Genomic DNA, 18,912 nt, shown 5'->3' with positions numbered 1-18,912 from the left:
TCAGGCTAGTGAGACCGGCGGCATCGAGAGCACACCGTGCGGCACGGCGAGACCGACCGACGCGGCCAGGCCGGCCAGCAAGGCCTCGGGCCCGGTCGGGGCGACGACCGCGGCGGCCGCGGGCGACTCGCTCGACTCGGCCGGCTTGAGGCGCTGCAGCCACTCCAGCGGCGACGCCGAGGGCAGGCGTACGTCGTCGGGGTCGAGCCCGGCGAGGTCGCAGGCGCGCTCGACGGCCAGCCGCAGGCCGCCGAGGTGGTCGACGAGGCCGCGCTCGTGGGCGTCGGTGCCGGTCCACACCCGGCCGCGGGCCAGCGGCTCGAGCACGTCGAGGGCCATCCCCCGGTCGGCGGCGGCCTTGGCCGTGAAGTCGGCGTACACGGCGTCGAGCCAGGCGTCGAGCACGCCCCACTCCTCGTCGCTGAACCGGCGGGTCGGCGCCAGCATCCCGGCCCGCGGGCCGGCGTCGACCGACTCGTGCACGATGCCGAGGCGGTCGAGCAGCCGCTCGACGACCATCTTGCCGGCCAGCACGCCGATCGAGCCGGTGAGCGTGGAGGGCTGGGCGACGATCTCGTCGGCGGGCATGGCCACGAAGTAGCCGCCGGACGCGGCCACGGCCCCCATCGTCGCCACCACCGGGCGCCCGTCGCGCTGGAGACGCTGCACCTCTCGGCGTACGGCGTCGCTGGCGACGTAGGAGCCGCCGGGGCTGTCGACGCGCAGCACGACCGCCTTGACGCTGTCGTCGCGCCCGGCCTGGCGCAGCTTGGCGCAGACCCGGTCGGACCCGGCCTGCGCGCCCGTGCCCGGCCCGAGCACGATCGGCCCGCTGACGTCGACGACCGCGACGGCGGGCTTGTCGCGTCGCGCCAGCGACTGCACCTGCTGCAGCGGCCCGGACTCACCGGTGCGCGCCGCCCACCGGTGGACGTAGGCCGGCTCCCAGTCGGGCGTCCAGGTGGCGCGGGCGTGGTCGTAGACCTCGTCACGGTAGCCGAGCCGGTCGACCAGCCGGGCGGCCAGCGCGTCCGCGGCCGAGAGCGGCGCCAGGGCGATGAGGTCGCGCACGGCCTGCGGCTCCAGGTCGCGGCGGGCCGCGACCCGGGCGACGGTGTCGTCGACGACGGCGTCGGCCAGGCGCTGGACCATCTCGCGGTTGGCGTCGCTGACCTCGGCGGCCGCGAACTGGTCGGCGGCCGACTTGTACTCGTGGCGCTGCCCGAACTCCGGGTCGACGCCGAGCTTCTCCAGCCCTCCGCGCAGCAGCACGATCCGCCCGTGGACGCCGATGAGCCCCACGGCGCCGGTCGGCTGCAGCCAGACCTCCCGGGCGTTGACCGCGATCCGGTACGCCGCCAGCCCGCCGCCCAGCTCGCCGAAGGACGTCGCGAAGGCGATCGAGGGCTTGGCCTGGGAGAAGTCGGCCACCATGGCGCCGACCTCGTCGGCCGCGGCCAGCCCGAGCGCCTCGGTGCCGGTGTTGACGAGCAGGCCCAGCACGTCGTCGTCGACCGCCGCCCGGCGCAGCCCGTCACCGATCGACCGCAGCGACGGCGCGTTGCGGGCTCGCAGCGCCTCGAGCGGCGTCCGCGGCGGCCCGGTCTGCACGCCGTGGGCGAGGTCGAGCTCGAGCACGACCTTCGGCCCGGTCCTCCCCAGGCCGGGGATCGGCAGCGACGAGACGAACGGGACGGGCAGCCGGCGCAGCATGCGGCCAATCTAGGAGGGGGGTGCGCACCGGCTCGGTCGCGTGGTCCTCGAGACGGTTGCTGCGCAACCTCCTCGACCACCGTGGGTGGGCCGGGTCCCACCGGACCACACGCTGGTCGAGGAAGGCGCCCTGGCGCCTGTCTCGAGACCACGGCACGGCCAGGTCAGGCCTCGGCGGCCTCGCGCTCGGGCTCCTCCTGGGCGACGACGCGCCGGATGCGGACCGTGCCGATCTTGTTGCGGCGGCCGGCGGTGGTCTCGGCCTCGAAGCGCAGGCCGTGCGCCTCGACGGAGGAGCCGGGGATCGGGACGCGACCGAGCCGCTTGGCCATCAGGCCGCCGACGCTGTCGACGTCCTCCTCCTCGACGTCGAAGCCGAACAGGTCCTCGAGGTCGTCGACGGGGTAGCGGGAGGAGACGCGGTACTCGGGGCCGGCGCCCTCGACCTCGGGGAGCTCCTCGACCTCGACCTCCTCCTCGTCGTACTCGTCGGTGATCTCGCCGACGATCTCCTCGAGCAGGTCCTCGATGGTGACCAGGCCGGCGGTGCCGCCGTACTCGTCGACGACGACGGCGATGTGCTGGCGGTTGGCCTGCATCTCGCGCAGCTGGTCGTCGACCGGCTTGGACTCCGGCACCCAGGAGACCGGCCGCATGACCTCCTCGACCTGCTGGGTCAGCTCGACGTCGGGGGCCTCGAAGTCGCGGCGGACGATGTCCTTGAGGTAGGCGAACCCGCGGATGTCGTCGAGGTTCTCGCCGATGACCGGCAGGCGCGAGTAGCCGCTGCGCAGGAACAGCGAGAGCGTCTGGCGCAGGTTCTTGTAGGACTCGATGTAGACCACGTCGCCGCGGGGCACCATCACCTCGCGCACGGTCGTGTCACCGAGCTCGAAGACCGAGTGGATCATCCGCCGCTCGCCCTCCTCGATCACCGCGGAGGCCTCGGCGATGTCGACGAGCTCGCGCAGCTCGGTCTCGGAGGAGAACGGGCCCTCGCGGAAGCCCTTGCCCGGTGTGATGGCGTTGCCGAGCAGGATGAGCAACCGCGGCACCGGCCCGAGCACGGTGGTGAAGACGGCCAGGGGCCCGGCCGACCAGAGCGCGACCGTCTCGGAGTGCTGGCGGCCCAGGGTGCGCGGACCGACGCCGATCACCACGAAGGACACGACCAGCATCACCGCGATCGAGATGAGCACGCTCTTCCACCACGCGCCGTCGACGGCCCGGTCGAGCTCGAGGGTGACGAGCACGGTGGCGGAGACCTCGCAGGCCAGCCGGAGCAGCAGCGCCGTGTTGACGTGGCGGGCGGCGTCGTCGAGGACGGTGACCAGCTGCTTGGCCCCCGCGCGCTCGTCGTGGAGCAGCTCGGCGGCGCGCGCCTTGGAGAACGACGCCAGCGCGGCGTCGGCCGCCGTCAGGACACCGGCCAGCACGACCAGCAGCGCCGCGACGACGAGGGTGAGGGTCCCGCCCATCAGCTCGCCATCAGCTCGGCTGCGCGCGCCAGTCGGCGAGCAGGCGGTCCTGCAGGCCGAACATCTCCGCGTGCTCCTCGGGCTCGGCGTGGTCGTAGCCGAGGAGGTGCAGGATGCCGTGCGTCGTCAGCAGCTCGATCTCGGCGAGCGTGCCGTGGCCGGCCGCCTCGCCCTGCTGGGCCGCGATCGCCGGGCACAGCATGATGTCGCCGAGCACGCCCTCCTCGGGCTCCTCGTCGACCAGGCCGGGCCGCAGCTCGTCCATGGGGAAGGCCAGGACGTCGGTCGGGCCCTCCTTCTCCATCCACTTCTCGTTGAGCTCGGTGATGGTGGCCTCGTCGACCGCCTTCACGCACAGCTCGGCGAGCGGGTGGACGCGCATGGCGTCCATGACGAACCGGCTGAGCCGGGCCAGGTGCTGCACGTCGACGCCGGTGCCCGACTCGTCGAGGATCTCGATCGTCACGCCGTCACCGCCCGACCACGAGCGGGGTCACCGCTTGCGCTCGGTGGCGGTGGCCAGACCACCGCGGGCGTCGAAGTCGTCGTAGGCCGCCACGATCTTGCCGACCAGGCGGTGCCGGACGACGTCGTGGCTGGTCAGGACCTGGAAGGAGATGTCCTCGACGCCGTCGAGGATGCCCTGGATGATGCGCAGCCCCGACTTGGTGCCGCCGGGGAGGTCGACCTGGGTGATGTCGCCGGTGACCACGATCTTGGACCCGAACCCGAGACGGGTGAGGAACATCTTCATCTGCTCCGGCGTCGTGTTCTGCGCCTCGTCGAGGATGATGAAGCTGTCGTTGAGCGTCCGGCCCCGCATGTAGGCCAGGGGTGCGACCTCGATGGTGCCGGCGGCCAGCAGCTTGGGGATCGTCTCCGGGTCGACCATGTCGTGCAGCGCGTCGTAGAGCGGGCGCAGGTAGGGGTCGATCTTCTCGCTCAGCGTGCCGGGCAGGTAGCCGAGGTTCTCGCCGGCCTCGACCGCTGGACGGGTGAGGATGATCCGGTTGATCTGCTTGGCCTGCAGCGCCTGGACCGCCTTGGCCATGGCCAGGTAGGTCTTGCCCGTGCCGGCGGGGCCGATGCCGAAGGTGATCGTGTGCTTGTCGATGGAGTCGACGTAGCGCTTCTGGTTGAGCGTCTTGGGCCGGATCGAGCGGCCGCGGTTGCTCAGGATGTTGAGGGACAAGACGTCGGCGGGGCGCTCGGTGGTCTCGGCACGCAGCATCTCGATGGCCCGCTCGACGGTCTCGGACGTGACGCCCTGGCCGGTGCGGATGATGGTCACGAGCTCGTCGAGCAGGCGCTCGGCGAGGGCGACCTCACCGGGGTTGCCGCGCAGCGAGATGCGGTTGCCACGGACGTGCACCTCGGCGTCGAAGCCGCCCTCGATGATGCCGAGGTACTCGTCGCCGGGGCCGAGCAGGCTGACCATGTCGATGCTGTTGGGGACCACGACGGTGTGCCGCGTCTGGAGGTCGCCGGGGGTCTGCGAGTCAGTCATGGGTGCCCGGGTGGGGGCGGCCTTTCGGTGAGGATTTGCTGTGGATCCCATGCTACGCCGGTGGTTGGCACCCGTCGCGGGGGTTCCGCGTCGTACGGTGGGGCCATGAGGCCCGGGGAGCACGTCGACGAGTTCGACGAGGACTACTCCCCCGACGACGAGGCCCCGCCGTACTGGTTCCCCGGCAACCACCTGCCCGACGACGCGCGCCGGCTCGGCCTCACCCACCACGTGCCCGACGGGGCGCTGCTCGACTTCGCCGGCAACCTCGACGGCGCCAAGCCGCTGCACCGCGTCACCGCCTGGGTCCTGCTCGCGGTCTTCGGCCTGCCGGTCGTCTTCGCGGTGATGCGGATCTTCTACGCGCTCTTCTGAGCCCGTCCCGTCCCGCAGGTCGATCGCCCGTCAGCCCGGCGGCCAGGCCAGCTCGCGCCCGGCCAGCACGTGCAGGTGGGTGTGGAAGACCGTCTGCCCGGCCCCGGCGCCGGTGTTGAGGACCAGCCGGTAGTCGTCGGGGTGACCCTCGGCGGCGGCGACGGCCGCGGCCGTGCGCACGAGCTCGGCCGACGCCTCGGGGTCGCCCGCGGCGAGCTCGGCGGCGTTGGCGAAGTGCTCGCGCGGCACGACCAGCACGTGCGTCGGCGCCTGCGGGTCGACGTCGCGGAAGGCGACCGTGCGCTCGGTCGTGTGCAGCACCTCGGCGGGCACGTCGCCGGCGACGATCTTGCAGAACAGGCAGTCCACAGGCTCAATGTACGGCGCCGGTGAACCAGGAGGGCGCGTCGCGCGTCGTACGGGCATGGCCACCCGCACGATCGACCGGGAGGCCGCGGTGGGTGACCCCGACACCTGGGACGCCGACACCGCGGTCGAGTCGCTGTACGCCGCGCACTGGCGGCCGCTCGTGCGCCTCAGCGTGCTGCTCGTGCGCGACCAGGGCACGGCCGAGGAGGTCGTGCAGGACGCGTTCGTGGCCCTGCACGGACGGTGGCGGCGGCTGCGCGACCCCGACCGCGCGCTGGCCTACCTCCGCCAGGCGGTGGTCAACCGCTCGCGGTCGGTGCTGCGGCACCGGGGCGTCGTCGACCGGCACGCCGCACGGCAGCGGCCTCCCGAGCCCGCGGCCCCGGCCGACGGCCCGGCCCTGGCCGCCGACCGGCGCCACGCCGTCCTCGACGCCCTGCGGGCCCTGCCCGGACGGCAGCGCGAGGTGCTGGCGCTGCGCTACTACGCCGACCTGTCCGAGGCCGACATCGCCGCCACGCTCGGCATCAGCCGCGGCGCGGTGAAGTCGCACGCGTCCCGCGGCGCCACCGCGCTCCGCACGCTGCTCCACGACGAGCGACCCGACGAGACCGGAGACCACCGATGACCGCCGACGACCGGCTGCGCGACCTGCTCGACGACGCCGTGCGCGACGTCGAGCCGACCGACCGCCTCGCCGAGATCCGCCTCCGGACCCGCTCCACCACCCGCCGCCACGGCTGGTACGCCGGCGGCTCGGCCCTGCTGGCCGCCGCGGCCGTGGTGACGGTGGCCGTGGTGACCTTCGAGCGGAGCGGGGTCGAGCCCGCACCCACCGACCCGGTGCCGTCCGTGGGACCCGCGACCGGGGGCCTCCCCCCGGCTCCGGGGTCGGTGCCGGGCGGCACGGCGCAGGCCGTCTACTACGTCGGGGAGACCCCGCTCGGGCCGCGGCTGTTCCGCGAGTACCGCTCGCTGCCGCCCGAGCGGGCCGACGACGTCGTCGCCCTCGCGACGACCGACAGCGCGACCGACCCCGACTACCGGACGCTGTGGCCGAGCGCGCTCGACGGCTGGGCGTCCCGGGGGACCGCCGCCGGCGGGTCCCTGTCCGTGCGCCTCCCCGCCGCGCTGGTGGACGCCCCCGCTGGGATGACCGGCGACGAGGCCCGCCTCGCCGTCCAGCAGGTCGTGCTCACCGTCCAGGCCGCCGCGGGCCAGGTCGCCCCCGTCGCCTTCCTCCTGCCTGGCGGCGCGGCCGCTCCCACCGTGCTCGGGCTGCCCGTGCCGGCGGGCGGCACCGACCGCGACTCCTCCCTCCTCGCCGACGTCAACGTCTCCGACCCGGTCGAGGGCACCCGGGTGGGCGAGGCCTTCACCGCCCGCGGCGTGGCCGCCGGCCCGGTCTCCTGGCAGCTCCTCGACGCCGACGGTGGCGTCGCCGCCGAGGGCACGGCCCGCGCCGACGGCGCCGGAGCACGGCGGCCCTGGAGCGTCGTGGTCGACGTCGCCGGCCTGCCGCCGGGCGGCTACCGCTTCGTGGCCCAGCACACCGACCCGACGCGGGAGCCGGAGGAGCGCGAGCAGACGACCGACACCCGCACCGTCGTCGTCGAGGACCAGGCCTCCGCGACCGACGGCACCGAGCTGGTCACGGTGGCGCCCGCCGACGACCTGGCGGTGCGCTCCCCCGTCGACCCGGTCTCCCCGGCTGAGGGCTCGGCACACGCCGCGGGGTCGGGCGTCGAGGCGAGCGGCTGGGGCAACGGCTCCGAGGGGACCTCCTCCTGCCGGCTGCTCGACGACCGCGCGCGCCAGCCTTCGGTCGACGTCGACCTCACCGGCGTCGCGCCCGGCGACCACGCCCTCCGCTGCGACGACGACGGCCCCAGGGCCGGCACCGAGGGCCGGGGCTCCGACGCCGACACGCGCACGATCACCGTCACCGCAGGCTGAGAGGACGTCAGGATGAAGCCCATGCGCACCCCCACCCGTCTCGCCGCCCTCGCCCTCGCCGGCCTGCTGAGCACCGGCCTCGCCGCGTGCGGGGACGACACCGAGCCGTCGTCGTCGCCCACGGCAGCCGACCCGGCCCCCACCGAGGAGTCCTCGGCGCCCACGGACGGTGGCGACTCCAGCCAGGAGCCCGGCACCACCGAGCCGGGCGGCGAGGCCGAGGGCGGCACGGCCGTGCCGGTCTACTTCGTCGGCGAGACCCCCCTGGGCCAGCGCCTCTACCGCGAGTTCCACCGCGTCGACGGCGACCCGCTGCTCGGGGCCGCGCAGGTGCTCGTCGAGGGCGCCGCCGAGGACCCGGACTACACCACGCTCCTGCCGGGCGTGACGGTCGAGGCGGTCGAGCAGCGCGACGGCGCCATCGTGGTCACCCTCGGCGAGGACTCGCCGCTCAGCGCCGACAAGGGCACCTCGTCCGAGCAGGCCGCGCTGGCCGTGCAGTCGCTCGTGTACACGCTGCAGGGCGCCGCCGGCAGTCGTGAGCCGGTCCGGGTCGAGCTGGCCGACGGCTCCCCCGCCGACCTCTACGACCAGCCCACGGGTGAGGGCGTCGAGGCGCAGCCGCAGCTCGACGTGCTCTCGCTGGTCAGCCTGACCACGCCCACCGAGGGCGAGCAGGCCTCCGGCACCCTCGCCGTCGAGGGCGTCGCCAGCTCCTTCGAGGCCACCGTGCCCCTCGCCGTGCTCGACGAGGCCGGCACCGAGGTGCTGACCGACTTCACCACCGCCGAGGCGTTCGGCGACCAGCTCTACCCGTTCGCCACCGAGCTCGACGTCAGCGGCCTGGAGCCGGGCACCTACACGCTCGTCGCGCGCACCGACGACCCGTCCGGCGGCGAGGGCCCCGGCCCGTTCGAGGACACCCGCACCTTCACCGTGGGCTGAGGTCTCCCACACGCCGGGGGTCGCCGCTCAGCCCGGCGGGAGCTCCCAGGCCCGGGCGGACGCCGGACCGTCCCGCCGCTGGGCGCGCAGCGCCCGTCCGAGCAGGAGCGCCCCGCCGCCGAGGAGGACCATCGGCACGGCCAGCAACCACGGCCGGTCGCCCAGGGCCACGAGCGGGCCGGGGTCGCGGCCGAGGGTGACGGCGCGGTCGCAGGAGATCGTGGCCGGCCCGTCGACGTAGTCGCCCGAGAGGCCGATGCTGCTGCGCCCCGGGGCCTCGCCCACGTCGATCGTCGTGGTGGACCCGTCGGCGGCGGTCACCTCGCACGTGGCGTCGAACCGCGAGTCGACGTAGGCGCGGGCGTCGATCTCGGTCCTCGCCCGCCGGTCCTCACCCGCCTCCACCTCGTTGAACCCGGCGTCGGCGAAGCCCATGAGGATCGGCAGGACGACCAGCCCGAGCATCCCGAGCAGCGTCGGGACGAGCAGCACGCGAAGCCAGGTCATGCCCACCGCGCCGTCCGCGCGAGCAGCGCGCCCACGGCCACGACGCCGGCCGTGGAGGTGCGCAGGACCTCCGGGCCGAGGCGGCAGGAGACCGCCCCGGCGGCGGCGAACGCCGCGACTTCCGCCTCGTCGAGCCCACCCTCGGGGCCCACCACGACGGCGAGGGTGCCCGTCGTCGGCACCGTCAACCCCGCGAAGGTCGAGGCAGCGTCCTCGTGCAGCACGACCGCGAGGGCGGCGGCGCCGACGAGCGCGACGGCCTCGGCGGTCGTGGCCATCGGCCGGACCTCCGGGTGCCAGGGGCGTCGGGCCTGCTTGGCGGCCTCGCGGGCCGTGGCGCGCCACCGGGCCAGCGACTTCTCGGCCCGCTCGCCCTTCCAGACCGCCACCGAGCGCGCGGCGGCCCACGGGACGATGGTCCCGACGCCGACCTCGGTGAGCACCTCGACGGCGAGCTCGCCCCGGTCGCCCTTGGGCAGCGCCTGCACGACCAGGACCTCGGGGTCGGGCCGCGGGGCGTCGTCGACCCGGTCGACCACGACCTCGAGCCGCCGCTTGCCGGTGGCCGCGACGGGCCCGGTGGCCGTGCGGCCGGCCCCGTCAGTCAGCACGACCGGCTCACCGACGCGCAGGCGTCGTACGGCGACAGCGTGGTGGGCCTCGTCGCCCTCGACGACCACGGTGCCACCGGGGGCGGCGGTGGCGAGGGACGGGACGAGGTGGACCGGGAGGCTCACGGGGTCGTCGTGGCTCAGTGGCCGCCGAAGAGCCGGCCGAAGACCGACTTGTGCGGGGCCTTCACCTGGCCGCCGGGGTGCTCCTCGTCGCGGATCGCCGCGAGCTCGCGGAGCAGCTCCTCCTGCCGGGCGTCGAGGCGGGTGGGTGTCTCGACGACCGTGGTTACGACCAGGTCGCCCCGGCCGCCGCGCAGCCCGGGGACGCCGCGGCCCGTGAGGACCTGCTCGTGGCCCGACTGCGTGCCGGCCGGCACCTCGAGCTCGAAGGACGTCTCGACGCCCGACCCGGCTCCGTCCTCGACGTCGGCCTCCAGCGTCGGCAGCGTGAGCGTGGTGCCGAGCGCGGCCGCGGTCATCGGCAGGGTGATCGTGCAGTGCAGGTCGTTGCCGTGGCGGGTGAAGGTCTCGTGCGGGGCGACGTGGATCTCGACGTACAGGTCGCCGGCGGGGCCCCCGCCGGGGCCGACCTCGCCCTGCTCGGCGAGCTGGACGCGGGTGCCGGTGTCGACGCCGGCGGGGATCTTGACCGTCAGGGTGCGCCGGGAGCGGACCCGGCCGTCGCCGGAGCACTCGCGGCACGGCTCGGGGATGATCGTGCCGAACCCGCGGCACGCCGCGCAGGGACGCAGGGTCCGCACCTCGCCGAGGAACGAGCGCTGCACGTGGGCCACCTCGCCCTGGCCGCGGCAGGTCTCGCAGGGCACGGGCTGGCTGCCCGGGGCCGCCCCGTCGCCCTGGCAGGTCTGGCAGACCACCGCGGTGTCGACCTTGAGCTCGCGCGAGACGCCGAAGGCGGCATCGGCCAGGTCGACCTCGATGCGGACGAGCGCGTCCTGGCCCCGGCGCCGGCGGGAGCGCGGGCCGCGCCCACCGCCGGCACCCGGCTGGCCGCCGAAGAAGGCGTCCATGATGTCGGTGAACGAGAACCCGGCGCCCTGGCCGAACCCGCCGGCGAAGGCGTCGCCGCCCCGGTCGTAGGCGGCGCGCTTCTGCGGGTCGGAAAGGACCTCGTAGGCCGCCGAGACCTCCTTGAAGCGCTCCTGGGTCTCCGGGTCGGGGTTGACGTCGGGGTGGAGCTGGCGCGCGAGCCGCCGGTAGGCCTTCTTGATCGCGTCGGCGTCGGCGTCGCGGTCGACCCCGAGGAGGTCGTACGGGTCCTGGCTCAACGGTGTTCCTTCGCTCTACGTCGGGTGGTGCGGGAGTGCGCGGGAGGGTGCAGGCGGGCGAGGCCGGTCAGGCCTCGTCGAGGATGCGGGTCACGTAGCGGGCGACGGCGCGCACCGCCGCCATCGTGCCGGGGTAGTCCATGCGGGTCGGCCCGACGACGCCGAGGCTGGCCAGGGCGTCCTGGGCCGGGCCGTAGCCGGTGGTGACGACACTGGTCGAGGAGAACTCCTCGATCGGGCCCTCGGCCCCGATGCGGACCGTGACCGTGCCGGCCGCGGTGGCCTCGCCCATGAGCTTGAGCAGCACCACGTGCTCCTCGAGCGCCTCGAGCAGCGGGCGCACCGCGGAGTCGAAGTGGTCGCCGTACCGGGCGAGGTTGGCGGCGCCGCCGACCGCGACCCGGCTGTCGGAGCGGTGGTCGGACATCGCGTCGGCGAGGACGTCGGCGACGGTGCGGGTCGCGTCGGGCTGCTCGGGGCCGAGCCGGCGCAGCGCGGCGACGGCGTCGGCGATGACCTCGCCGGTGGCGGCGAGGTTGAGGCGGCTGCGCAGGCGGGCGAGATCGTCGTCGACGAGGGGCTCGGGCAGCTCGACGACGCGCTGCTCGACCCGGCCGGTGCTCAGGATGAGCACGGCGAGGAGCCGCTGGGGCGCCAGCGCGACCAGCTCGATGTGGCGCACGGTGGAGCGCGACAGCGTGGGGTACTGCACGACGGCGACCTGGCGGGTCAGCTGGGAGAGCAGGCGCACGCTCCTGGTGACGACGTCGTCGAGGTCGACCGCGCCGTCGAGGAAGCTGGCGATGGCGCGCTTCTCGGCGGCGCTGAGCGGCTTGACCGACCCGAGCCGGTCGACGAAGAGGCGGTAGCCCTTGTCGGTGGGCACTCGCCCGGCGCTGGTGTGGGGCTGGGTGAGGTAGCCCTCCTCCTCCAATGCCGCCATGTCGTTGCGCACCGTGGCCGGTGAGACGTTGAGGCCGTGGCGCTCGACGAGCGCCTTGGAGCCGACGGGCTCCTCGGTCGCGACGTAGTCCTGGACGATCGCGCGCAGCACGGCGATCCGGCGTTCCTCCTGCACGGCGACCTCCCATCGCGTCGCGGGCCGTCCCCGGCCCTCCTGGCACTCCCCTGATCCGAGTGCCAAGTCTACCGCTCCCGGGGTCGGAGACGGACCTCACGGGGCAGCCCCCTGGCACGATCGACCACGGCAAGGTTAGGCTTGCCTTAGTCTCAGTCCAGGACACCAGGAGAGCCCGCATGACCAGCCTCGACTCCCGCCGCAGCACCGGCACCGGCGACCCCCGGCTGCTGGCCGCGGCCGCCCGCTCGGTGCTCGCCTGCCCCGAGGGCGTCAACCTGGTCGTCGACGGTGTCGACGACGTGCTCGACGACCTCGGCGACCCGGCCGAGGGCGGCCGGGGCGAGCTCGGCATGCAGGACCTCGGCGGCGTGCCCACCTTCTCCTCCCCCGCGGGCACCCGCCTGGTCGCCGCGGCCACCGAGGGTCGCCGCGCGCTGATGACCCTCGAGAGCGGACTGGGCCGCCCCGGCACGCCCGACCGCGAGGCCGTGCTCACCCTCGGTGGGCGGCTCGAGCGGCGCGGAGCCGACCGGTGCGAGTGCTGCACCGAGGAGCGCGAGACCGTCGTACTGGTCGTCGACGTGGTCGTCCTGACCCGTCCCCGGGCGGGCGGCGACCAGGTGCGCGTGCCCGTCGAGCACTTCCGCTCCTCCGTGCACGACCTCAACCGCGGCTACCTCCAGCGCGCCACCGAGCACGCCAACCTCGCCCACCAGGACGAGCTGCGCCGCGCGGTCGCCACCACCGTCGACCTGCCCCTCAGCGCTGTCGTCGGCGTGGCGCTGCACGGCCTGTGCCCGACCGGCGTCGAGGTGCAGTGGGTCGGCCTCGACGGCGCCCACACCCGCCGCCTCGTCTTCGCCCGTCCCGCGACCACCACCGAGGAGCTCGGCGACGCCCTGCGCCGCGAGCTGCACGCCGGCCTCTGCTGAGGCCTGCTACAACGGCAGCATGCCGTTCACCGAGGTCGCCGACCGCGTCTGGGTCTCCCGCTACCCGTGGTTCGACCTCAACGTGACGATCGTGCGCGGCGCGCGCGGCCTGCTCCTGGTCGACACGCACGCCTCCGACGTCGCGGCCCGCGAGGTCGTGGCCGACGTCCGGGCCCTCGGCCTCGGTGACGTCGTGGAGGCCGTCAACACCCACGAGCACGTCGACCACTGCTTCGGCAACGGCGCCGTCCTCGCGGCCTACGGCGACGTGCCGGTGCACGCCCACGAGACCGCCCAGGCGGCGCAGGTGGCCGGGGTCGGCCACGAGGACGCGTGGGACCCCGACGACAGCGACCCGCGATCGGCCGAGGTGCGGGCGACGACGCTCGTGCCCGCCACGCACACCTTCTCCTCGGCCCGGGTCGTCGACCTCGGCGACCGGCTCGTCGAGCTGGTGCACCCCGGGCGCGGCCACACCGCCGGCGACCTGGTCGTCCGGGTGCCCGACGCCGACGTGCTGCTGGCCGGCGACCTCGTCGAGGAGTCGCAGGAGCGGGAGGGCACCCCGGGCTTCGGTGCGGACTGCTGGCCGCTGGAGTGGCCGCTGACCCTCGACGTCGTGCTCGGCCTGACCACCGGCGACTCGGTCGTGGTGCCCGGCCACGGCGCGGTCGTCGACCGGGAGTTCGTCGAGCAGCAGCGCAACGACATCGGGGTCCTGGCGGAGACGATCCGCGACCTGGCCGGCCGCGGGGTCCCGGCGGCCGAGGCCCTCGACGCCGCCGACGAGTGGCCCTTCCCGGTCCGCTTCCTCGACCAGGCCGTCCGGCGCGTCTACGAGCAGCTCCCCCGCGCCCAGAAGCGGCTCCCCCTCCTCTGACCGATCTGGGGGACACCCCGGCGCCCCGGCCGACCCGCGGGGGTGGCGTGCCGGGGAGCGCGGGCGGCGTACGTTGCCGGGCATGAGCCAGTCCGAGAGCGAGCAGGACCAGACCGCCGAGGTGCAGGGCATTGCCGACGAGGACCTCCCCGAGGACCTGCAGCCCGACGAGAACCCGCTCGCCGGGGGCCTCGAGGCCGGCGAGACCGTCGACGACCTGATGGACGGGGGCAAGACCCCCGACGAGTCCGACGGCTCCCAGGGGTCCGAGGGGGCCGAGGGCGCGTCGGGCGGGTCACAGGACGGCGACGACGGCGCGTCCTGACCCGCGCCGCCGCAGCGTCGTCCTAGCGTCGGGGCGTGGATCGATACGGCTCCGACGTCCTGGCCGGTGACTGGCGTGCGCCCAAGCGCGGCCGGGCCACCGAGGCGACCGCCGACCTCGGCCTCGTGGTCGAGGAGGTGATGACCGACTTCGTCGGCGAGGTCGTGCAGGTCGACCGCGACCTGCACGTGCTCACGCTGGAGGACCGTCGGCAGCGGCGCCGGACGTTCCCGCTGGGTCCGGGCTTCCTGCTCGAGGGCCGGCCGGTGGTGCTCGTCGCCCCGGTGCGCGTCAAGGCGCCCGCGGCCCCCACCCGCACCGCCTCGGGCTCGGTCGCCGTGGCCGGCGTGCAGGCCCGGGTCGCCCGCGGCAGCCGCATCTTCGTCGAGGGCCGCCACGACGCCGAGCTGGTCGAGAAGGTGTGGGGCGACGACCTGCGCATCGAGGGCGTCGTGGTCGAGTTCCTCGACGGCGTCGACCACCTGCCCGACATCGTGCGCGACTTCGACCCCGGTCCGGGCCGGCGGGTCGGCGTGCTCGTCGACCACCTCGTCCGGGGGTCGAAGGAGCAGCGGATCGCCCAGCAGGTGCAGGGCGAGCACGTGCTCGTCGTCGGCCACCCGTACGTCGACGTGTGGGCGGCGGTCAAGCCCGAACGGGTCGGGCTGCGGCGCTGGCCCGACGTCCCCCGCGAGGTCGAGTGGAAGAAGGGCGTGTGCGCCGCGCTCGGCTGGCCCCACGACGACCAGGCCGACATCGCCCGCGCCTGGAAGCACATCCTGTCGAGGGTGTCGTCCTACGCCGACTGCGAACCGGCCCTGCTCGGCCGGGTCGAGGAGCTCATCGACTTCGTCACCGCCGACCTCACAGCAGGCGCCTGACGACGCCGTCGGCCAGCAGCCGGCCGGCGCGCGTCAGCACCAGCCGGCCGTCGGCCACGGCGGCCAGGCCGTCGGCGACGACCCGCTCGACCTCGGCGCGGCCGTCGGCGTCGAGCACGGCGAGCGGCAGGCCGGCGCGCAGCCGCACCTCGAGCAGCACCCGTTCGACCCGTCGGGTCTCCGCGTCGAGCACCTCGCGCGCGGCCGCCGGACTGGACCCGGCGGCCAGCCGGTCGGCGTACGCCGCGGGGTGCTTGACGTTCCACCAGCGGGTGCCGCCGACGTGGGAGTGGGCGCCGGGACCGACGCCCCACCAGTCGCCGCCGCGCCAGTAGGCCAGGTTGTGGCGGCACGCGCTGTCGTCGGAGGAGGCCCAGTTGGAGACCTCGTACCAGCCGAGCCCGGCCGCGGTCAGCCGCTCGTCGGCCGCGACGTACTTGTCGGCGAGGTCGTCGTCGTCGGGCACCGGGACGACCCCGCGGCGCACCTGGCGGGCGAGCGCGGTGCCCTCCTCGACGATGAGGGCGTACGCCGAGACGTGGTCGGGCCGGCAGGCCAGCGCTGCGTCGAGGCTGGCCTCCCAGTCGGCCAGGGTCTCCCCCGGCGTGCCGTAGATGAGGTCGAGGCTGACCTGCTCGAACCCGGCCGCCCGCGCCGCCTCCACCACCCGCGGCACCCGCTCGGGGTCGTGGGTGCGGTCGAGCACGCGCAGCACGTGGCCGACCGAGGACTGCATGCCGAACGAGATGCGTGTGTAGCCCGCCTCGCGCAGGGCGACGAGGTCGGCCGGGGTGACCGAGTCGGGGTTGGACTCGGTGGTCACCTCGGCGCCCGGCGCCAGGCCGAGCTCGTCGTCGACGGCGCGCAGCACCCGGCCGAGGTCGGCCGGCGGCAGCAGGGTCGGCGTGCCGCCGCCGAGGAACACCGTCGAGACCGGGCGCGGGTCGTCGCCCAGCACCCGCCGGGCCAGCCGGACCTCGGCGACCGCCTGGTCGGCGTACGACGACCGGCTCGCGCCGGGTCCGAGCTCGTCGGCGGTGTAGGTGTTGAAGTCGCAGTAGCCGCAGCGCACCCGGCAGTAGGGCACGTGCACGTAGACCGACAGGGTGCGCTCGTCGCGGCCGCTGAACGCCTCGGCCGGCAGCCCGCCGTCGACGGGCGCCGGGTCACCGGGAGGGAGGGCGGACGGCACCACCCCATGGTCGCACCCGGTGCAGCACGGCTCAGACGGGCACGTCGAGGACGAACACGTAGCCCTCGTCGACCGAGCCGGTGACCGTGGCCAGCTGCAGGGACCACCCGTCGGAGAAGACCATGTCGGTGTCCAGGCTGACGCTCGCGAAGGTCTCCGCGCTGGAGTCGTAGCCCTCGGCGACGCCGTACACCTCCTGGCAGGTCGCGGCCGGGATGGCCAGCTGGGAGGTGCGGAGCTTGTTCTCGGCCGACGTCGCCTCCTCGAGGCTGGGGTAGACCTCGAAGTGCATGTGCGGCCAGCGGCCGTCGTAGCAGGCCGGGAAGATCGTGGTGAAGCTGAGGTAGCCGTCGGCGTCGGCCTCCTGCACGCCGCGCAGGTAGTTCTGGTCGGCCACCTCGTCGTCGTACATCGAGTAGCGGCCGTCGCGGTCGCAGTGCCACAGGTAGAGCGCCGACCCGGCCAGCGGAGTGGCCTCCTCGCCGGCGAGGTCGTAGACCTTCATCCTCACCGTGACGGGGACACCCTCGGCCACGCCCGTGGACCCGCCGAAGCTGGCCGTGATGTCGCTGCGCACGACGCCGGACTCGCTGAGCACGTCGGGACCGTTGGAGCCGTCGCCCGGGTAGGGGCCGGCGGTCTCCTCGGGGATCTCGCCGTCGGCGACCTCGACGCCGCTCTCCGCACCGCCCGGCACGCCCGCGGGCGGAGCGCCCTGGGACGTGGACGTCGACGCCGCCTGGGTGTCGGATCCCCCGGCACACCCGACGAGGGCCGTCGCGCCCACGCCGCCGAGCAGACCGAGCAGACCGCGTCGGCCCCACGAGCGTCGCTGGCGGGACAGCCGCCCCAGGTCGTGCGCGAGGCCGAGGTCGTGCTCCTCGACGGCGTGGGTGGGCTGCTGCTCGGGGTGGCCGTGGCTGCTCATGCGTGCAGCCTCGGCCGCCCCGCTGTGGGTCGGCTGTGCCTCGCCTGCGGTCAGCCGTAGAAGGAGTTGATGAGGTCCTTGTTGTTGGACTCCACGACGTTGCGCTTGACCTTCATCGAGGGGGTCAGCTCCCCCGACTCGATCGTCAGGTCCTCGTCGAGGACCCGCCACTTCTTGATGGTCTCCCACCGGTTGAGCTTGGCGTTGAGCTGCTCGACGTAGTCGTCGACCATCGCCTGCACCTTCTCGGAGCGGACGACGTCGCCGTACGACGCACCGGCCATGCCGTTCTCCTCGGCCCAGCCGGCCATCGCGTCGGGGTCGAGCGTGACCAGGGCGACGACGAAGTTGCGGTCGTTGCCGAAGACCAGGAACTGGCTGGCGTAGGGGCACAGCGCCTTGAACTTGGCCTCGATGGCCGAGGGAGCGATGTACTTGCCGCCGGAGGTCTTGAACAGGTCCTTGATGCGGCCGGTGATGGTGAGGAACCCGTCGGCGTCGAGCGAGCCCTTGTCGCCGGTGTGCAGCCAGCCGTCGTCGGTGAGCGCCTTCGCGGTCTCCTCGGGCAGGTTGTGGTAGCCGGCCATGATGTGCGGCCCGCGCAGCAGGACCTCGTCGCCCTCGCCGATCTTGACCTCGGCGCCGGGCAACGCGCGGCCGACGGTGCCCATCTTGTAGTCGTCGGGGTGGTTCACCGTGGCGCCGGCGGCGTTCTCGGTCATGCCGTAGCCCTCGAGGATGAGGACGCCCGCGGCGTGGAAGAACTGGGCGATCTCGGCGTTCAGCGCGGCCGAGCCGGAGATGAAGAAGCGCACCCGGCCGCCGAAGCGGTCACGGACCTTGCTGAAGACCAGCTTGTCGAACAGGCCGTGCTGCAGCTTCAGCGGCAGCGGCACGCCCTTGCCGGCCAGCTCCAGCTCGTCGACCTGGGTGCCGACCGCGAAGGCGCGCTTGAAGATCTTCTCCTTCAGCCCGCCCTCGGCGGCCTGCATGGTGACGATGCGGGCGTGGGCCTTCTCGAAGATGCGCGGCGCGGCGCCCATGAACGTCGGCTTCACGACCGCGAGGTTGTCGACGATCTTGTCGACCCGGCCGTCGATGGCGGTGGCGAAGCCGCAGGCCAGCTGGGCCGAGAGCAGCACCTTGCCGAAGGAGTGGGCCATCGGCAGCCACAGGAACTGCAGGTCGGTCTCGTCGAGGATCTGCTGGGCCTGGATGGCCGAGCCCTCGTAGACCCAGGAGCGGTGCAGCAGCCGCACGCCCTTGGGACGGCCGGTGGTGCCGGAGGTGTAGATGAGGGTGGCGAGCTGGTCGGCGGGGATCTTGCGCGCGGTCTCCTCGATCACCGAGGGGTGCTCGGCCAGGTAGGCCTCGCCGAGCTCGGCCAGCGCGTCCATCGTCAGGACGCGGTCGCCGTCGGCGGTGCCGTCGAAGGTGATGATCTTGACCAGCGCACCGAGCTCGGACTCCTGCTCGCGCAGCTTGGCCAGCTGCTCGTCGTCCTCGGCGAAGACGACGCGGCACTCGGAGTCGCTGAGGATGTAGCCGACGTCGTCGGCGTTGGTGCTGGGGTAGACGGTGGTGGTGGCGCCTGCGGCGCACATCACGGCCAGGTCGGCGAGGATCCACTCGTAGCGGGTGCCCGAGGCGATGCCGACGCGCTGCTCGGGCTCGAGGCCGAGCGAGAGCAGCCCGGCGGCGAGCCGCTGCACCCGGTCACCGGCCTGGCGCCAGGTCACCGACTCCCAGGACTCGCCGCGCGGGAAGCGGAACGCCTCGGCGTCGGGCGAGACCTCGACCCGGTCCAGGAACTGGACGGCGACGTTCTGCGGCATGTGGTCGACGAACGAGGCGTCTTCGTTGACAGGCATGGCGGGTCCTCTCCCCAGGGGTGCGGCTGCTCGGGCCGCAGGTTGCTCGCCAGTAACCTAGTGGTTTGC

Annotated in this window: 20 protein-coding genes; 8 read left to right on the top strand and 12 right to left on the bottom strand. The window is 74.2% G+C overall.

Going from position 1 to position 18,912, the window contains the following annotated elements:
* From sppA to FJQ57_RS06670, 4 genes are all read right to left on the bottom strand, one after another.
* On the bottom strand, positions 1–1,713 hold the full coding sequence (gene sppA / locus FJQ57_RS06685; RefSeq protein ID WP_139978376.1) for a signal peptide peptidase SppA: 1,713 nt from the start codon (positions 1,711–1,713) through the stop codon (positions 1–3).
* Positions 1,714–1,877: 164 nt separating this feature from the next.
* Positions 1,878–3,191 carry a hemolysin family protein gene (locus FJQ57_RS06680; protein ID WP_139978375.1) on the bottom strand — a complete coding sequence of 438 codons (1,314 nt, stop codon included), beginning with the start codon at positions 3,189–3,191 and terminating at the stop codon, positions 1,878–1,880.
* 10 nt (positions 3,192–3,201) lie between these two features.
* The gene (gene ybeY, locus FJQ57_RS06675; protein WP_139978374.1) at positions 3,202–3,657 is read right to left on the bottom strand and encodes an rRNA maturation RNase YbeY; all 456 of its coding nucleotides are present in this window, start codon (positions 3,655–3,657) and stop codon (positions 3,202–3,204) included.
* Positions 3,658–3,684: 27 nt separating this feature from the next.
* Positions 3,685–4,698, bottom strand: a complete 1,014-nt coding sequence (locus FJQ57_RS06670; RefSeq protein WP_139978373.1) for a PhoH family protein — start codon at positions 4,696–4,698, stop codon at positions 3,685–3,687.
* A gap of 105 nt (positions 4,699–4,803) precedes the next feature.
* On the opposite strand from FJQ57_RS06670, the gene FJQ57_RS06665 reads away from it, so the two are divergent.
* Entirely contained in the window at positions 4,804–5,073 is a 270-nt protein-coding gene (locus FJQ57_RS06665; protein WP_139978372.1) for a hypothetical protein, read from the top strand.
* A gap of 30 nt (positions 5,074–5,103) precedes the next feature.
* Here FJQ57_RS06665 and FJQ57_RS06660 read toward each other — a convergent pair whose 3' ends face one another.
* Complete coding sequence (locus FJQ57_RS06660) at positions 5,104–5,442, bottom strand: HIT domain-containing protein (RefSeq protein ID WP_246081619.1); 339 nt, start codon at positions 5,440–5,442, stop codon at positions 5,104–5,106.
* 55 nt (positions 5,443–5,497) lie between these two features.
* Here FJQ57_RS06660 and FJQ57_RS06655 point away from each other — a divergent pair, with 55 nt between their 5' ends.
* From FJQ57_RS06655 to FJQ57_RS06645, 3 genes are read left to right on the top strand one after another with little or no spacing between them, the layout of a single operon-like run.
* Positions 5,498–6,070 carry a SigE family RNA polymerase sigma factor gene (locus FJQ57_RS06655; protein WP_139978370.1) on the top strand — a complete coding sequence of 191 codons (573 nt, stop codon included), beginning with the start codon at positions 5,498–5,500 and terminating at the stop codon, positions 6,068–6,070.
* Positions 6,067–7,398, top strand: a complete 1,332-nt coding sequence (locus FJQ57_RS06650) for a Gmad2 immunoglobulin-like domain-containing protein (protein WP_139978369.1) — start codon at positions 6,067–6,069, stop codon at positions 7,396–7,398. Before FJQ57_RS06655 ends, FJQ57_RS06650 begins: the two co-directional genes overlap by 4 nt.
* A 21-nt stretch (positions 7,399–7,419) precedes the next feature.
* On the top strand, positions 7,420–8,343 hold the full coding sequence (locus FJQ57_RS06645) for a Gmad2 immunoglobulin-like domain-containing protein (RefSeq protein WP_139978368.1): 924 nt from the start codon (positions 7,420–7,422) through the stop codon (positions 8,341–8,343).
* A 27-nt stretch (positions 8,344–8,370) separates the two neighbouring features.
* On the opposite strand, the gene FJQ57_RS06640 is transcribed toward FJQ57_RS06645, so the two are convergent.
* From FJQ57_RS06640 to hrcA, 4 genes are all read right to left on the bottom strand, one after another.
* Complete coding sequence (locus FJQ57_RS06640; protein WP_139978367.1) at positions 8,371–8,850, bottom strand: hypothetical protein; 480 nt, start codon at positions 8,848–8,850, stop codon at positions 8,371–8,373.
* A complete protein-coding gene (locus FJQ57_RS06635) occupies positions 8,847–9,587 on the bottom strand; it encodes a 16S rRNA (uracil(1498)-N(3))-methyltransferase (protein WP_139978366.1) in 741 nt (246 codons plus the stop codon). The genes FJQ57_RS06640 and FJQ57_RS06635 overlap by 4 nt, the downstream gene beginning before the upstream one ends.
* Positions 9,588–9,601: 14 nt before the next feature.
* Positions 9,602–10,753 carry a molecular chaperone DnaJ gene (gene dnaJ / locus FJQ57_RS06630; protein WP_139978365.1) on the bottom strand — a complete coding sequence of 384 codons (1,152 nt, stop codon included), beginning with the start codon at positions 10,751–10,753 and terminating at the stop codon, positions 9,602–9,604.
* A 67-nt stretch (positions 10,754–10,820) separates the two neighbouring features.
* Positions 10,821–11,831 carry a heat-inducible transcriptional repressor HrcA gene (gene hrcA, locus FJQ57_RS06625; RefSeq protein WP_139978364.1) on the bottom strand — a complete coding sequence of 337 codons (1,011 nt, stop codon included), beginning with the start codon at positions 11,829–11,831 and terminating at the stop codon, positions 10,821–10,823.
* A 179-nt stretch (positions 11,832–12,010) separates the two neighbouring features.
* Between hrcA and FJQ57_RS06620 the strand changes: the two genes are divergently transcribed.
* The 4 genes from FJQ57_RS06620 (at position 12,011) to FJQ57_RS06605 (ending at position 14,852) form a co-directional block, all read left to right on the top strand.
* The gene (locus FJQ57_RS06620; RefSeq protein WP_139978363.1) at positions 12,011–12,766 is read left to right on the top strand and encodes a hypothetical protein; all 756 of its coding nucleotides are present in this window, start codon (positions 12,011–12,013) and stop codon (positions 12,764–12,766) included.
* A 19-nt stretch (positions 12,767–12,785) separates the two neighbouring features.
* Positions 12,786–13,646 (top strand): MBL fold metallo-hydrolase, encoded by an 861-nt coding sequence (locus FJQ57_RS06615; protein WP_139978362.1) that lies wholly within the window; start codon positions 12,786–12,788, stop codon positions 13,644–13,646.
* A gap of 82 nt (positions 13,647–13,728) precedes the next feature.
* Positions 13,729–13,971, top strand: a complete 243-nt coding sequence (locus FJQ57_RS06610) for a hypothetical protein (protein ID WP_139978361.1) — start codon at positions 13,729–13,731, stop codon at positions 13,969–13,971.
* Between the two features lie 35 nt (positions 13,972–14,006).
* Positions 14,007–14,852 (top strand): DUF3097 domain-containing protein, encoded by an 846-nt coding sequence (locus FJQ57_RS06605; protein WP_139978360.1) that lies wholly within the window; start codon positions 14,007–14,009, stop codon positions 14,850–14,852.
* Here the strand turns inward: FJQ57_RS06605 and hemW are convergent.
* Genes hemW through FJQ57_RS06590 form a run of 3 tightly spaced genes read right to left on the bottom strand, consistent with a single transcriptional unit; the run spans position 14,836 to position 18,843 of the window.
* Positions 14,836–16,044, bottom strand: coding sequence for a radical SAM family heme chaperone HemW (gene hemW, locus FJQ57_RS06600; RefSeq protein ID WP_139978359.1), 1,209 nt, complete (start codon positions 16,042–16,044; stop codon positions 14,836–14,838). The genes FJQ57_RS06605 and hemW overlap by 17 nt on opposite strands.
* 31 nt (positions 16,045–16,075) lie before the next feature.
* Positions 16,076–16,972 (bottom strand): dioxygenase family protein, encoded by an 897-nt coding sequence (locus FJQ57_RS06595; RefSeq protein ID WP_139978358.1) that lies wholly within the window; start codon positions 16,970–16,972, stop codon positions 16,076–16,078.
* Between the two features lie 50 nt (positions 16,973–17,022).
* Positions 17,023–18,843 carry an AMP-dependent synthetase/ligase gene (locus FJQ57_RS06590; protein WP_139978357.1) on the bottom strand — a complete coding sequence of 607 codons (1,821 nt, stop codon included), beginning with the start codon at positions 18,841–18,843 and terminating at the stop codon, positions 17,023–17,025.
* Between the last annotated feature and the right edge of the window lie 69 nt (positions 18,844–18,912).

Source organism: Nocardioides litoris (assembly GCF_006346315.1).
GTDB classification, from domain to species: domain Bacteria; phylum Actinomycetota; class Actinomycetes; order Propionibacteriales; family Nocardioidaceae; genus Nocardioides; species Nocardioides litoris.
This window is presented reverse-complemented; position numbering and strand designations above follow the sequence as displayed.